Origin of the sequence: Pseudomonas neuropathica, from assembly GCF_015461835.1 — a bacterium.
Classification (GTDB): Bacteria; Pseudomonadota; Gammaproteobacteria; order Pseudomonadales; family Pseudomonadaceae; genus Aquipseudomonas; species Aquipseudomonas neuropathica.
Genome location: NZ_JACOPX010000011.1, coordinates 157,571 through 171,775 on the forward strand (window position 1 = coordinate 157,571; position 14,205 = coordinate 171,775).

Annotated in this window: 12 protein-coding genes; 6 read left to right on the plus strand and 6 right to left on the minus strand. The window is 60.6% G+C overall.

The features are described from left to right. Nucleotides 1–240: 240 nt before the first annotated feature. Nucleotides 241–2,418 carry a malate synthase G gene (locus tag H8F23_RS17795; protein ID WP_194935259.1) on the minus strand — a complete coding sequence of 726 codons (2,178 nt, stop codon included), beginning with the start codon at nt 2,416–2,418 and terminating at the stop codon, nt 241–243. A gap of 504 nt (nt 2,419–2,922) precedes the next feature. Here H8F23_RS17795 and H8F23_RS17800 point away from each other — a divergent pair. After that, the gene (locus H8F23_RS17800; RefSeq protein ID WP_093429935.1) at nt 2,923–3,441 is read left to right on the plus strand and encodes a glycine cleavage system protein R; all 519 of its coding nucleotides are present in this window, start codon (nt 2,923–2,925) and stop codon (nt 3,439–3,441) included. 223 nt (nt 3,442–3,664) lie between these two features. On the opposite strand, the gene rarD is transcribed toward H8F23_RS17800, so the two are convergent. The 5 genes from rarD to H8F23_RS17825 form a co-directional block, all read right to left on the minus strand. Further along, complete coding sequence (gene rarD / locus H8F23_RS17805; protein ID WP_093429936.1) at nt 3,665–4,552, minus strand: EamA family transporter RarD; 888 nt, start codon at nt 4,550–4,552, stop codon at nt 3,665–3,667. A gap of 160 nt (nt 4,553–4,712) precedes the next feature. Beyond that, entirely contained in the window at nt 4,713–5,687 is a 975-nt protein-coding gene (locus H8F23_RS17810) for a serine/threonine protein kinase (RefSeq protein ID WP_016983182.1), read from the minus strand. Between the two features lie 166 nt (nt 5,688–5,853). Next, nucleotides 5,854–7,755 carry a PhoX family protein gene (locus H8F23_RS17815; RefSeq protein ID WP_194935260.1) on the minus strand — a complete coding sequence of 634 codons (1,902 nt, stop codon included), beginning with the start codon at nt 7,753–7,755 and terminating at the stop codon, nt 5,854–5,856. Between the two features lie 70 nt (nt 7,756–7,825). Further along, nucleotides 7,826–8,590 carry a TOBE domain-containing protein gene (locus H8F23_RS17820; RefSeq protein ID WP_099757351.1) on the minus strand — a complete coding sequence of 255 codons (765 nt, stop codon included), beginning with the start codon at nt 8,588–8,590 and terminating at the stop codon, nt 7,826–7,828. A gap of 182 nt (nt 8,591–8,772) precedes the next feature. Next, a complete protein-coding gene (locus H8F23_RS17825) occupies nt 8,773–9,507 on the minus strand; it encodes a ComF family protein (RefSeq protein ID WP_194935261.1) in 735 nt (244 codons plus the stop codon). 91 nt (nt 9,508–9,598) lie between these two features. Between H8F23_RS17825 and bioB the strand changes: the two genes are divergently transcribed. The 5 genes from bioB to bioD all read left to right on the plus strand — a co-directional run bounded on the left by bioB (nt 9,599) and on the right by bioD (nt 14,195). Next, a complete protein-coding gene (gene bioB, locus H8F23_RS17830) occupies nt 9,599–10,654 on the plus strand; it encodes a biotin synthase BioB (RefSeq protein WP_194935262.1) in 1,056 nt (351 codons plus the stop codon). A 159-nt stretch (nt 10,655–10,813) separates the two neighbouring features. Then, nucleotides 10,814–11,992, plus strand: a complete 1,179-nt coding sequence (gene bioF, locus H8F23_RS17835; RefSeq protein WP_137217376.1) for an 8-amino-7-oxononanoate synthase — start codon at nt 10,814–10,816, stop codon at nt 11,990–11,992. Beyond that, the gene (locus tag H8F23_RS17840) at nt 11,985–12,716 is read left to right on the plus strand and encodes an alpha/beta fold hydrolase (protein WP_095050292.1); all 732 of its coding nucleotides are present in this window, start codon (nt 11,985–11,987) and stop codon (nt 12,714–12,716) included. Before bioF ends, H8F23_RS17840 begins: the two co-directional genes overlap by 8 nt. Next, the gene (bioC, locus tag H8F23_RS17845) at nt 12,709–13,518 is read left to right on the plus strand and encodes a malonyl-ACP O-methyltransferase BioC (protein ID WP_194935263.1); all 810 of its coding nucleotides are present in this window, start codon (nt 12,709–12,711) and stop codon (nt 13,516–13,518) included. The genes H8F23_RS17840 and bioC overlap by 8 nt, the downstream gene beginning before the upstream one ends. Continuing rightward, nucleotides 13,515–14,195 (plus strand): dethiobiotin synthase, encoded by a 681-nt coding sequence (gene bioD / locus H8F23_RS17850; protein WP_095050294.1) that lies wholly within the window; start codon nt 13,515–13,517, stop codon nt 14,193–14,195. The genes bioC and bioD overlap by 4 nt, the downstream gene beginning before the upstream one ends. Nucleotides 14,196–14,205 lie beyond the last annotated feature (10 nt).

Below are 14,205 nucleotides of genomic sequence, written 5' to 3' on the forward strand. Positions count from 1 at the left end.
TCGAACTCAGGTTTTGAAAAGCACCAATATCTGCTCCCTTTCCCCTCCACCCTGGCAATTCCTGAGCCGAGCTCAGATTTTGAAAAGCATATAAATCTGCTCCCTTTCCCCCTCTACCCCTTGGGGGAGAGGGCCGGGGTGAGGGGGATCGATCTCAAGCCCACCACAAATACCAGCCCACACCGCACAAACAAAAAAGCCCTGATCTCTCGACCAGGGCTTTTTCACATCAGCGCAAATTTACAGGCCGTTGGCAGCCTTGAACTCGCGACGACGACGGTGCAGCACCGGCTCGGTGTAGCCGTTCGGCTGTTTGGTGCCCTCGATCACCAGTTCGACCGCCGCCTGAAAGGCGATGTTGCTGTCGAAGTTCGGTGCCAGCGGCCGGTACAGCGGGTCGTTGGCGTTCTGACGATCCACCACCGGCGCCATGCGCTTGAGGCTTTCCATCACTTGCGCTTCAGTGACTACACCGTGGCGCAGCCAGTTGGCGATGTGCTGGCTGGAGATACGCAGCGTGGCACGGTCTTCCATCAGGCCGACGTCGTTGATGTCCGGCACTTTCGAGCAGCCCACACCCTGGTCGATCCAGCGCACCACATAGCCAAGAATGCCCTGGGAATTGTTGTCCAGTTCGTTCTTGATCTGCTCAGGCGTCCAGTTCGGGTTGACCGCCAGCGGAATGGTCAGGATGTCGTCTACCGAAGCGCGAGCACGTTTGGCCAGTTCGGCCTGACGGGCGAACACGTCGACCTTGTGGTAGTGCAGCGCGTGCAGCGCCGCAGCAGTCGGCGACGGCACCCAAGCGGTGTTGGCACCGGCCAACGGGTGCGCGATTTTCTGCTCAAGCATCGCGGCCATCAGGTCGGGCATCGCCCACATGCCTTTACCGATTTGCGCGCGACCTTGCAGGCCGGTGCTCAGACCGATATCGACGTTCCAGTTTTCGTAAGCGCCGATCCACTTCTCAGCCTTCATGTCGGCCTTGCGTACCACCGGGCCGGCTTCCATGGAGGTGTGGATTTCGTCGCCGGTACGGTCGAGGAAACCGGTGTTGATGAACACCACGCGCTCGCTGGCTGCCTTGATGCAGGCCTTGAGGTTGACCGTGGTACGGCGTTCCTCGTCCATGATCCCGACTTTCAGGGTATTGCGCGTAAGGCCCAACACGTCTTCGATGCGGCCGAACAGCTCGTTGGTGAACGCTGCTTCTTCCGGGCCGTGCATCTTCGGTTTAACGATGTACACGGAACCGGTGCGAGTGTTGCGGCGTGAGGTGTTGCCATTGAGGTTGTGCATCGCCGCGAGGCAAGTGACCAGACCGTCGAGAATGCCTTCCGGCACTTCGTTACCGTCTTTGTCGAGGATCGCGTCGATGGTCATCAAGTGGCCAACGTTGCGCACGAACAACAGCGAACGACCGTGCAACGTCACTTCACCGCCATTTGGCGCGGCGTAGGTGCGATCCGGGTTCATGGTGCGGGTAAAGGTCTGGCCGCCCTTGGACACGGATTCCGCGAGGTCGCCCTTCATCAGGCCGAGCCAGTTGCGGTAGATCACCACTTTGTCGTCGGCATCGACGGCGGCCACGGAGTCTTCGCAGTCCATGATGGTGGTCAGCGCTGCTTCCATCAGGATGTCTTTGACGCCGGCGGCGTCGGTCTGGCCAACCGGGGTGCTGGCGTCGACCTGGATTTCGAAGTGCAGACCGTTGTGTTTCAGCAGGATGGCGATTGGCGCGTTGGCGTCGCCCTGGAAACCGATCAGTTGTGCGTCGTCGCGCAGGCCAGTGTTGCTGCCGCCCTTGAGGGTGACCAGCAGTTTGCCGTCAGCGATTTTGTAGGCGGTCGAATCGACGTGGGAGCCAGCAGCCAATGGTGCGGCTTCGTCGAGGAACGCACGGGCGAAGGCGATGACTTTATCGCCACGCACCTTGTTGTAGCCTTTGCCTTTTTCCGCGCCACCGTCTTCGCTGATCGCGTCGGTGCCGTAGAGGGCGTCATACAGCGAACCCCAGCGGGCGTTCGAGGCATTGAGAGCGAAGCGGGCGTTCATCACCGGCACCACGAGTTGCGGGCCGGCGGTGCGGGCGATTTCATCATCGACATTTTGCGTCGTTGCCTGGAAATCAGCCGCTTCTGGCAGCAGATAACCGATTTCTTGCAGGAAGGCTTTATAGGCCACGGCGTCGTGCGCCTGACCGTTGCGTTCCTGGTGCCAGGCATCAATGCGAGCCTGGAAGTCATCGCGTTTGGCGAGTAGGGCTTTGTTCTTCGGCGCCAGGTCATGAATGACCTTGTCGGCACCTTCCCAGAATTTTTCGGCGGTGAGGCCGGTACCGGGAATGGCTTCGTTGTTCACGAAGTCGAACAGGACTTTGGCGACCTGCAGGCCACCGACTTGAACGTGTTCAGTCATTGCTTGCCTCACTCTGCTCAGCTATTTCGCTTTTCAGCTCTTCAATTTGACAATGAAGCCTCTGGCCATTTAAACCACAAACCTGCCGACCAGTACATGCCATTGCTGGCGGCTGGGCTGGGACCAATCAACGGCTTGGGGGCCTTGCTGACGGGGCTTTCAGGGTTGCGAACAGGCTTTGGGCAGACATCGATCCAGCGTTATGTAGTGCGCGCTGCGGCATACTACATGATGAGTTGCGCTTGTGAAAATCAGACTAATTACGTCGTTCTGCGACCTCATGTCGCATTGCGGTCACATCGCGGAACGGGATGTTCTCAAAAAACAGATGGATTGTTCCAGCTAAATATAAAAAGTTGTACACATAAATCGTGATTGGCTGCTATGGCACCGGTTTTTGTGGGAGCGAGCCTGCTCGCGAAAGCGTCGGTCGCCTCAACGCAAAATCGACCCTTGCCTATACTTCCCCTTCTATAACAAAAGTCATGACAAGAGGGCGACGCCATGGACCATCTCGTACTCACCGTTTTTGCCCCGGACAAGCCCGGACAGGTCGAGCGCATCGCCCAATGCATTGCTGAACACGGCGGTAACTGGCTGGAAAGCCGCATGTCGCGGATGGCCGGGCAGTTCGCCGGGATTCTTCGTGTGGGGGTGCCGGCAGAGGCTTACGACGAATTAGTCGATGCCTTACAAGCATTGTCGACGCACGGCATTCGCGTGCTGATCGCCGAGAGCGGTATCGAACAATCCTGTACCTGGAAACCGATCGCCATGGAACTGGTGGGCAATGACCGGCCCGGCATCGTCCGCGACATCACCCGGCTGTTGAGCGAGCAGGGCGTCAACCTTGAGCGGCTGGTGACTGAAGTGCGTCCGGCACCGATGAGCAGCGAACCGCTGTTCCACGCCGAAGCGATTCTCGCGGTACCGCTGACTCTGTCGCTGGATGTATTGCAGTCGCGGCTGGAAACCCTGGCCGATGATCTGATGGTCGAACTGGTGTTACGCACAGACAGTTAAGCGCTGGCCGGGTTATCCAGTTTTAACGTGCACCTGCCTGTGGATAACCTGTAGAGACCGGGCGCAGCGTCAGGCCGGCCGGGGCTTGCGCGGAGCTGATCAAAAAATCGCCAACATTCAGTGACTTGCACACAAACGGCGGGGATCACGCTGTGGATAACCTTGGGAAGGAACGATGCAGGCCACGAGAACCGTGGCCTGTGAGGGTTTGTACGTTTTTTGATCAGCTGCGCCGGCGCAAACTGATCACCGCGTCGACGCTGTAAACGGCCAGACCGGCCCAGATGAAGATAAACGCCACCAATGTGCTGGACGATAGATGCTCACCGAACAGCAGCACGGCTTGCAGCAGCACCAAAGTCGGCGCCAGGTATTGCAGGAAGCCGATGGTGGTGTAGGGCAAGTGACGCGTGGCAGCGTTGAAACACACCAGCGGCACCAATGTCACCGGGCCGGCCGCTACCAGCCACCAGGCTTGCGAGGTGGTCCAGAACTCCGGTTGGGCGCTGGTCGCGGTCTGATTGAACAGCAGCCAGGCAATCGCGATCGGTACCAGCATCCATGTTTCCACCACCAGCCCTGGTAACGCCTTGACCGGCGCCTGTTTGCGGATCAGACCGTAGAAGCCGAACGTCAGCGCCAGCACCAGCGATACCCACGGCAGACTGCCGACCTGCCACACCTGCTGCGCCACACCAACCGCCGCCAGACCGACCGCGAGCCACTGCATCCGCCGCAAGCGTTCGCCGAGAATCAACATGCCCAACAGCACGTTGACCAACGGGTTGATGTAGTAACCGAGGCTCGCTTCCAGCATGCGCCCGTTATTCACCGACCACACGTAGGTCAACCAGTTGGCCGCGATCAACGTGCCGCTCAGGGCCAGAATCGCCAGGCGTTTAGGGTTGTCGAGCAGTTCGCGCAACCAGCCCGGGTGTTTCCACACCATCAGCAACAATGCACCGAACAGCGCCGACCACAACACTCGATGGATGATGATTTCAACGGCCGGCACTTCGGCGATGGCTTTGAAGTAGATCGGGAACAGGCCCCAGATGATGTAGGCGCTCAGGCCCAGAATGTACCCGCGACGCGGGTTGGCGGCTTGCATGCAGAATCCTTGCTTAGGCAGCTAACAAAGGAGGGATTGTAAGGAGGTTGTATAGATGTGTCGTGTCAGAACGCAAAAAGATCGCAGCCTTCGGCAGCTCCTACAGGGGAATGTATTCCAGGGTAGGAGCTGCCGAAGGCTGCGATCTTTTGATCTTTGATCAGAAGAGTTTCAGTGGCTCTTCATTCAGCGCCGACAGTTGCTCACGCAACGCCAACACCTGATCACCCCAATACCGCTCGGTGCCAAACCACGGAAAACTGTGCGGGAACGCCGGATCATCCCAGCGCCGCGCCAGCCATGCGCTGTAGTGCATCAGGCGCAAGGCGCGCAGCGGCTCGATCAGCGCCAGTTCGCGCGGGTCGAAGTCGTGGAACTCGTTGTAGCCGTCCATCAGTTCCGACAACTGCCCCAGGCATTCCTGACGATCACCGGCGAGCATCATCCAGATGTCCTGCACCGCCGGGCCCATGCGGCAGTCGTCGAGGTCGACGATGTGGAACATCTCGTCGCGGCACATCATGTTGCCGGGGTGGCAGTCGCCGTGCATGCGGATGTTCTGGTGTGGCGTGTTGGCGTAGGCATCTTCCACGCGCTTGAGCAGATCACGGGCGACGGACTCGTAGGCCGGCAGCAGGCTTTTCGGAATGAAGTTGCCTTCGAGCAAGGTGTTCAGCGAAGCATGGCCGAAGTTCTGCACGGCGAGGGCTTCACGGTGTTCGAACGGCTTGGTCGCACCGACCGCGTGAATGCGCCCGAGCAGCTGGCCGAGGCGATACAGCTGATCAAGATTGCCCGGCTCCGGCGCACGACCGCCGCGACGCGGGAACAGGGTGAAGCGGAAACCGGCATGCTCGTGCAGGGTTTCGCCGTTGTGGATCAGCGGTGCCACGACCGGGATTTCAACGTCGGCCAGTTCGAAGGTGAACTTGTGCTCTTCGAGGATGGCTTCGTTGGTCCAGCGCTGCGGACGGTAGAACTTGGCGATCAGCGGTTCGGAGTCTTCGATGCCGACCTGATAGACGCGGTTTTCGTAGCTGTTGAGCGCCAGAATGCGTGCATCACTGAGGAAGCCGATGCTTTCAACGGCATCGAGCACGAGGTCGGGGGTGAGGGTTTCAAACGGGTGGGCCATGCTGACTCCTGCGCGCAGCAGGCTGCCGCGTCCGGCCCAGCATGGTAGCGCAGATGGCAGGCCCTTAGGGGTTTGGTGTCTGTGCTGACGCTATCGCGAGCAGGCTCACTCCTACAGGGGATCGCATTCCCAATGTGGGAGCGAGCCTGCTCGCGAAGGCGGTCTGTCAGGCGCCCACGACCCCGCCGTCCTCACGCGTAATCGCCATCACCGAAGACCGCGGCTTGCCATTCGGCAAATGCTCAGGGAAGGTCGACCCGCCGTTCTCACCCGGATGCTGAATCCCGACAAACAACGTCTTCTGATCCGGCGAGAAGCTGATCCCGGTCACTTCACAACCAATCGGCCCGACCATGAACCGGCGAATTTCACCGGTCTTCGGATCGGCGCAAAGCATCTGGTTATTGCCCATCCCGGCAAAGTCGCCGGTGTTGCTCGAATCACCGTCGGTGAGAATCCACAAGCGTCCGGCCTTGTCGAAACCCAGGCCATCGGGGCTGTTGAACATGTTCTGCGGGGTGATGTTCTTCGAGCCACCCTTCGGCGTCCCGGCATGCACGCCCGGATTACCGGCGACTACAAACAGGTCCCAGGCAAACGTCTTCGAGGCGTGATCGTCACGGTCGGTGCGCCAGCGCAGAATCTGCCCGTAGACGTTTTTCTCGCGCGGGTTCGGCCCGCCCACCGGCTGCCCGTCTTCGCCGCGCTTGGCGTTGTTGGTCAGGGTGCAATAGACCTGACCGTCCTTCGGACTGACGACGATCCACTCCGGACGGTCCATGCGCGTCGCGCCAACCACGCTGGCGGCGAGGCGTGCGTGGATCAGCACTTCGGCCTGATCGGCGAAACCGCTGCTGGCGTCGATGCCGTTCTTGCCGTGGGTCAGTTCGATCCACTGGCCCTGGCCTTTCGGGTGATCAGGGTTGCCGTCGCCGGCATCGAACCTGGCAACGTACAAGGTGCCGTGATCGAGGATGTCGCGGTTGGCCTTGGCGTTGCGGTGGTTGATGCGATCGCGGCTGACGAATTTGTAGATGAACTCGCCACGCTCGTCGTCGCCCATGTACACCACGGCGCGACCGTCGTCGGTCTCGGCGAGTGCGGCGTTTTCATGTTTGAAGCGGCCCAGCGCCGTACGTTTGACCGGGGTCGATTGCGGGTCGAACGGATCGATCTCGACTACCCAGCCGTGACGGTTGAGTTCGTTGGGGTTCTTGGCCATGTCGAAGCGCGGGTCGTACGGGTGCCAGTTGATCTCGCGGCTGGCGACCGAGACACCGTAACGCTTCTGCGCCGGGTCGAACTGTTGCTGGGCATTGCTGCTGCCGAAACAGTCGGTGAAGTTTTCTTCGCAGGTCAGGTAAGTGCCCCACGGCGTTTTGCCGTTGGCGCAGTTCTGGAAGGTGCCGAGGACTTTCTTGCCGTGTTTGTCGGCCGCCGTTTTCATCAAGTCGTGACCGGCCGCCGGGCCGCTGATGCGCAGCGGCGAGTTACCGTGAATCCGGCGGTTGTAGCGCGAGCCCTGAACGAACTGCCACTGGCCGTTCTTGCGTTGCACTTCAATCACCGAGACGCCTTCGCAGGCCAGCGCCTTGCGCACGTCTTCGGACGATTGCGGCATGCCGCCGTGCGGATAGAGGTAGCGGTAGTTGGTGTATTCGTTGTTGATCGCCATCAGCGCGCGGTTGCGGTCGTCGGGGAAGGCGAACAGGCTCATGCCGTCGTTGTTGTCGCCGAATTGCACTTCCTGGGCGGCAGCGGTGCCGTTGCCACTCGGGTCGAAGGCCGGGCCGTTCTTTTGCAGGGGCTGGCCCCAACTGATCAGCACCGAAGACTTGTAGCCTTTGGGCAGTGTGATGACGTCGGTGGTTGCCGCCGGAATACTCTCGAAACCGAGCAGACGGCTGTTGCCGGCACTGACGCCAGTGGCCAGCGCGCTGCGGCTCAACAGGCTGCCGCCGAGGAACATCGCCGCGCCGCACAGCGCGCCGGCGCCGATGAAACCGCGACGGCTGAGGCCGACCATTTTTTCCAGGTCAGTGGATTGGTTTTCTTCTAATAGGCTCACATCAGGCTCCCTGCTTGGTTTTGGCAGCCACCTTAATGAGCGTCGATGACGCTTTCGTTGCAGCGCCTGATTACAGCGGCGTGCCGAGCAGCACGTTGGACGGCGAAAACTGCACCTGTACTGGTTGTGCGATGCCCAACCCGCGAGTGCGCAGGTCCAGCGGTTCCGCCAGGGCACAGAGGATATGGCCGTTGGGCAGGGCAATGCGCACTTCGCTCGGGCCATCCTCGGCGTCGAGGATCGCTTCGATGGTGCCGTTGAGAAGATTGTGACCAAACGTTGCAGGCTGCTCATTGCTGAGCAATTCCAGCCAGCCGGCCTTGATCAGGGCGACCACTTCGGTGCCGGCTTGCAGCTCCAGGTGCACGGTGCTGTCATGGGTGATCTGCGCATCGAGGCACAGGCCTTCGGCCAGTTCGAGGCGGATCAGGTCATTGCGGCCCTGCGCTTCGATCGCCACGACCTTGCCGTGCAACTGATTGCGTGCGCTGGTTCTGAGCATCAAACGACCGAGCAGATCCAGATCACTGGCGTCTTCCGCTGCCTCCAGCACCTGGGCCTGCAAGGCCTGCAGTTTTTGGTACAGGCGCAAAACGCGCTCGCCTTCGCTGGAGAGTTTCGCACCGCCGCCACCCTTACCACCGACGGCGCGCTCGACCAGCGGTTTTTGCGCGAGGTTGTTCAGCTCATCAATGGCGTCCCACGCCGCTTTGTAACTCAGGCCAGCGCTTTTCGCCGCGCGGGTGATCGAGCCCTGTTCGGCGATATGTTGCAGCAGGGCGATGCGCTGCGGACGGCGGACGATGTGCTGGGAGAGCAGGGAAGGCATGGACATGAATGAGTGCTTTTTTGTGGCGGTGGAGGTGGAAGTTGGCCGCTAGCGACGCGAGAGTCAAGTCGAGCCGAGATCCCTTGTAGGCCTTCGCCTGCTCGCGATTGCGGTGGATCAGTCAGCATAAATGTTGGCAATGATGACGCTATCGCGAGCAGGCTCACTCCTACAGGGATTGTGCTGGCTCAGGTGCCGGGTTTTGGCGTGCGGGCCAGGCAATAGACATCGACCCGCGCAGCGCCAGCGTTCATCAGTAACCGGGCGATTGCCTGGGCAGTGGCACCCGTCGTCAGCACATCATCGATCAACGCCAGATGCCGGCCTTTCACATTGCAGTCGGGTATCAGGCTGAAGGCATTGCGCAGATTACCTTTACGCGCCTTGGCGTCGAGATCCTGCTGAGCATCGGTATCCTTGATTCGCCGCAGAACCCGATCTTCGCACGGCAACCCCAGCACCTGACTCAACCAGCGCGCCAACATAGCGGCCTGGTTGAACCCGCGTTGACGCAGTCGTTTGTTCGCCAGCGGCACCGGCAACAACACATCAGGCCTCGGCAACCCCTCATCGAAGCGATGTTGCAGGTATTGCCCGAGAACGTCGGCGAGCAGGTGGCCAAACGGCCATTTTGCGTTGTGTTTAAAACGCGTAATCAAACTGTCGACCGGGAAGCCATAGCGCCACGGCACCACCACCTGTTCGAACGCCGGCGGCTCTAGCAGGCACTCGCCACAGGTCAGGTCGGCGGCAGAGAGTGGCAGGGCGCAGGTCTGGCAGTGGTCGCCGAGCCAGGGCAAATCCGTTTCGCAGGCCACGCAGATTGGCATTTCTGCTTCTGCCGGCTCATCGCAAAGCAAGCAGGTTTGTACATTATTTAAACAGATGTAAACCTGTCCTTCGTATCGTGGTTGACAGCGCATGACTCTTCCTTAAATATGCCGAACATCCGTGTCGCGCCTGTGGGTATTCCATTCCCGCAGCCGCCAGCCAAGCATAACCAAGGAACTACCCATGAGCGCGAGCACCACCGCCACCCTGCGTCACGACTGGTCTCTGGCCGAAGTCAAAGCACTCTTCGTACAGCCATTCAACGACTTGCTGTTCCAGGCGCAAACGGTGCACCGCGCACATTTCAACGCCAACCGCGTTCAGGTGTCGACCCTGCTGTCGATCAAGACCGGCGCCTGCCCGGAAGACTGCAAGTACTGCCCGCAGTCCGGTCACTACAACACCGGTCTTGAAAAAGAAAAGCTGATGGAAGTGCAGAAGGTCCTCGAAGAGGCAGCACGCGCCAAGGCTATCGGTTCGACACGTTTCTGCATGGGCGCGGCGTGGAAACATCCGTCGGCCAAAGACATGCCGTACGTGCTGAAAATGGTCGAAGGCGTGAAGGCCATGGGCCTGGAAACCTGCATGACCCTCGGCCGTCTCGATCAGGATCAGACCGAGGCACTGGCAAAGGCCGGGCTCGATTACTACAACCACAACCTCGACACGTCGCCCGAGTTCTACGGCAGCATCATCACCACCCGTACTTACAGCGAACGTCTGCAAACGCTGGCCTATGTGCGTGAATCGGGGATGAAGATCTGCTCCGGCGGCATTCTCGGTATGGGCGAGTCGCTGGATGACCGCGCCAATCTGCTGATCCAGTTGGCCAACCTGCCGGAGCATCCGGAATCGGTGCCGATCAACATGTTGGTGAAAGTTGCCGGCACGCCGCTGGAAAATGCTGAAGACGTCGACCCGTTCGACTTCATCCGCATGCTCGCCGTGGCTCGCATCCTCATGCCGCAATCCCACGTGCGCCTGTCCGCCGGCCGCGAAGCGATGAACGAGCAGATGCAGGCCTTGGCCTTCTTCGCCGGCGCCAACTCGATTTTCTACGGCGACAAACTGCTGACCACCGCCAACCCGCAGGCGGACAAGGACATGCAGTTGTTCGCGCGTCTGGGCATCCAGCCGGAAGCTCGTGAAGAACATTCCGATGAGGTTTACCAGGCCGCAATCGAACAGGCGCTGGTGGAGCAGAAGAGCAGCGAGCAGTTCTACAACGCCGCCGTTTAAACCTGCGCGGATTCCTCTGAAGGAATGCAAAACCCCTGTGGGAGCGAGCTTGCTCGCGAAAGCGGTGTTTCAGTCGACATTGATGTCGGATGTGAAGGCCTCTTCGCGAGCAGGCTCGCTCCCACAAGGGATCTGTGTCACTTGAAAGTCGAGGCCTGCATGTCTTTCGATCTCGCCGCACGCCTTGCTGCCCGTCGTGCCGAAAATCTCTATCGCCAGCGACCGCTGCTTGAGTCCCCGCAGGGGCCTGAAGTGGTGGTCGACGGCAAACCATTGCTCGCGTTCTGCAACAACGATTACCTGGGCTTGGCCAATCATCCGCAAGTGATCGAAGCCTGGCGCGCCGGTGCTGAACGCTGGGGCGTCGGTGGCGGTGCCTCGCATCTGGTGATTGGCCACAGCGGCCCGCACCATGCTCTGGAAGAAGCGCTGGCCGATCTCACCGGTCGACCGCGTGCGCTGCTTTTCACCACCGGCTACATGGCCAACCTTGGCGCCGTTACGGCGCTGGTCGGGCAGGGCGATACGGTGCTGGAAGATCGCCTCAATCACGCTTCGCTGCTGGACGCGGGTCTGTTGTCCGGCGCGCGTTTCAATCGTTATCTGCACAACGACGCGGTGAGCTTGGCCAAGCGTCTTGAGAAAGCCACCGGCAATACGCTGGTAGTCACCGACGGCGTGTTCAGCATGGACGGCGATCTCGCTGACCTGCCGGCATTGGCTCGTGAAGCCAAGGCCAAAGGCGCGTGGCTGATGGTCGATGACGCTCACGGTTTTGGGCCGCTCGGTGCGAACGGTGGCGGCATCGTCGAGCATTTCGGTTTGAGTCAGGAGGACGTGCCGGTACTGGTCGGCACCCTCGGTAAAGCCTTCGGCACTGCTGGCGCCTTCGTCGCGGGCAGCGAAGAGCTGATCGAAAGCCTGATCCAGTTCGCCCGTCCGTACATCTACACCACCAGCCAGCCACCAGCGCTGGCCTGCGCGACCCTGAAAAGTCTGGAGCTGCTGCGCACTGAACACTGGCGCCGTGAACATCTGCAGACCTTGATTCGCCAATTCCGCCAGGGCGCTGAGCAGATCGGTCTGGAGTTGATGGACAGCTTCACGCCGATCCAGCCGATCATGATCGGCGATGCCGGGCGCGCGGTGCGCCTGTCGCAGATGTTGCGCGAGCGCGGGCTGATGGTTACCGCCATCCGCCCACCGACCGTGCCCGCCGGCAGCGCGCGCTTGCGCGTGACCCTGACCGCCGCCCACAGCGAGGCGCAGGTGCAGCTATTGTTAGAGGGACTGGCCGATTGCTTTGCCCAACTGTCGTCGGAGCCAAGCCATGCGTAATCGCCTGATTCTGCTGCCCGGCTGGGGCCTCGGTGTGTCGCCGATGGAGCCTCTGGCCGCCGCTTTGCAAGGGCTCGACGAACATCTGAAAGTGGAAATCGAGCCGTTGCCGGAGCTGGATTCCAGCGACCTGCAAGACTGGCTCGATGAACTTGATGAACGCATTCCACAAGACGTCTGGCTCGGTGGCTGGTCGCTGGGCGGCATGCTCGCGTCCGAACTGGCGGCGCGCCGTGGCGAGCGTTGCTGCGGATTGCTGACGCTGGCGAGCAATCCTTCCTTCGTTGCCCATGAACAGTGGCCAACCGCGATGCCCGGCGAAACCTTCGATGCGTTTCTCGCCGGTTGCCAGGCCGATCCTCGGCTGACCCTCAAACGTTTTTCGCTGCTCTGTGCTCAAGGTGCACAAGATGCGCGCGGCTTGTCGCGGTTGATGCTCGGCGGCGCACCGCACACGGCGCCGTCGGCGTTGATGGCGGGCCTGGAACTGCTCGCGCAACTGGACACCCGCGAAGCACTGCAAGCATTTCGCGGCCCGCAATTTCATCTGTTCGCCGGACAGGACGCTCTGGTCCCGGCGGAAGCGGCGGGGGCGTTGTTCGTCCTTTTACCGGATATCGAAATCGGTCTGATCGAACAGGCCTGTCATGCTTTTCTTCTGGAAGATCCCCACGGACTGGCGGGCGCTATCCAGGCTTTTCTACATGAGTGCGGTGATGACTGATTTGTCTCTTGTGCTGCCCGGCGGCTTGCCTGACAAACGTCAGGTCGCGGCCTCTTTCTCTCGTGCGGCGGCCAGCTACGACAGCGTCGCCGAGTTGCAGCGTGATGTTGGAACACAATTGCTTCAACGCTTGCCGGCGGATTTTTCACCGTCGCGCTGGCTGGATCTGGGCTGTGGCACCGGTTATTTCACCCGGGCACTGGCCGCGCGTTTTGCCGAGGGCCATGGTCTGGCGCTGGACATTGCCGAGGGCATGCTCGATCACGCGCGGCCGTTGGGCGGCGCTGAGTACTTCATTGCTGGCGATGCTGAGCGTCTGCCGTTGCAGGACTCGACTTGCGACTTGATTTTTTCCAGCCTGGCGGTGCAATGGTGCGCGGATTTCGATGCGGTGCTCAGCGAAGCCTTTCGCGTACTGAAACCGGGTGGGATTTTTGCGTTTGCTAGTCTTTGTGTAGGGACGTTGTTCGAGTTGCGCGACAGCTGGCGGCAGGTCGACGGAATGGTGCACGTCAACCGCTTCCGCGAGTTCACCCGTTATGAGCAACGGTGTACGGCCAGTGGCTTGCGTACGTTGAGCCTGGAGAATCAGCCTCACGTGCTGCATTACCCCGATGTGCGCAGCCTGACTCATGAATTGAAGGCCTTGGGTGCGCACAATCTGAATCCCGGACGGCCCGGTGGTTTGACCGGACGGGCGCGGATTCTCGGGCTGGTGGAAGCTTACGAGCAATTCCGTGAAGCGTCGGGATTGCCGGCGACTTATCAGGTGGTCTACGCCGTGTTGGAGAAACCCGTATGAGCGCAGCCTATTTCATCACCGGAACGGACACTGACGTCGGCAAGACCACGGTGGCTGCCGGATTGCTGCATGCGGCGCGGTCAGCGGGCTTGAGTACCGCGGCGGGCAAACCGGTTGCCTCAGGGTGCGAAGTGACGCCGAAGGGGCTGCGCAATTCCGATGCGTTGGCGCTGTTGGCCGAATGTTCGCTGCCGCTGACTTATCAACAGGTCAATCCCGTGGCGTTCGAGCCTGCGATCGCTCCGCACCTGGCAGCGCGTGAGGCCGGAGTAGCGTTGACCGTGCAATCGTTGCTGGCGCCGATGCGCGAGATTCTGGCGATGAACGCCGACTTCACTTTGATCGAAGGCGCGGGTGGCTGGCGGGTGCCGTTGGCGGATCAGGACAATCTGTCGGATCTGGCGATTGCGTTGAAGCTGCCGGTGATTCTGGTGGTGGGTGTGCGGCTGGGGTGCATCAGTCATGCCTTGCTGACGGCCGAGGCGATTGCCCGTGATGGGCTGCAATTGGCCGGGTGGGTGGCGAATATCATCGATCCGAAGACTTCGCGGCTTGAGGAGAACCTCGCCACATTGGCCGAGCGAATTCCGGCGCCATGTCTGGGGCGCGTGCCGAAACTCAAGAGCTTGAGTGCCGAAGCGGTAGCGGATCATTTGCAACTGGATCTGCTCGACTAAGCTTTTCTCT

Excerpts from the sequence above, each read along its gene's own strand:
- H8F23_RS17795 (WP_194935259.1), bottom strand. The coding sequence starts at position 2,418 with ATGACTGAACACGTTCAAGTCGGTGGCCTGCAGGTCGCCAAAGTCCTG.
- H8F23_RS17840 (WP_095050292.1), top strand. The coding sequence starts at position 11,985 with ATGCGTAATCGCCTGATTCTGCTGCCCGGCTGGGGCCTCGGTGTGTCG.
- rarD (WP_093429936.1), bottom strand. The coding sequence starts at position 4,552 with ATGCAAGCCGCCAACCCGCGTCGCGGGTACATTCTGGGCCTGAGCGCC.
- bioF (WP_137217376.1), top strand. The coding sequence starts at position 10,814 with ATGTCTTTCGATCTCGCCGCACGCCTTGCTGCCCGTCGTGCCGAAAAT.
- H8F23_RS17810 (WP_016983182.1), bottom strand. The coding sequence starts at position 5,687 with ATGGCCCACCCGTTTGAAACCCTCACCCCCGACCTCGTGCTCGATGCC.
- bioB (WP_194935262.1), top strand. The coding sequence starts at position 9,599 with ATGAGCGCGAGCACCACCGCCACCCTGCGTCACGACTGGTCTCTGGCC.
- H8F23_RS17825 (WP_194935261.1), bottom strand. The coding sequence starts at position 9,507 with ATGCGCTGTCAACCACGATACGAAGGACAGGTTTACATCTGTTTAAAT.
- bioD (WP_095050294.1), top strand. The coding sequence starts at position 13,515 with ATGAGCGCAGCCTATTTCATCACCGGAACGGACACTGACGTCGGCAAG.
- H8F23_RS17820 (WP_099757351.1), bottom strand. The coding sequence starts at position 8,590 with ATGTCCATGCCTTCCCTGCTCTCCCAGCACATCGTCCGCCGTCCGCAG.
- H8F23_RS17800 (WP_093429935.1), top strand. The coding sequence starts at position 2,923 with ATGGACCATCTCGTACTCACCGTTTTTGCCCCGGACAAGCCCGGACAG.
- bioC (WP_194935263.1), top strand. The coding sequence starts at position 12,709 with ATGACTGATTTGTCTCTTGTGCTGCCCGGCGGCTTGCCTGACAAACGT.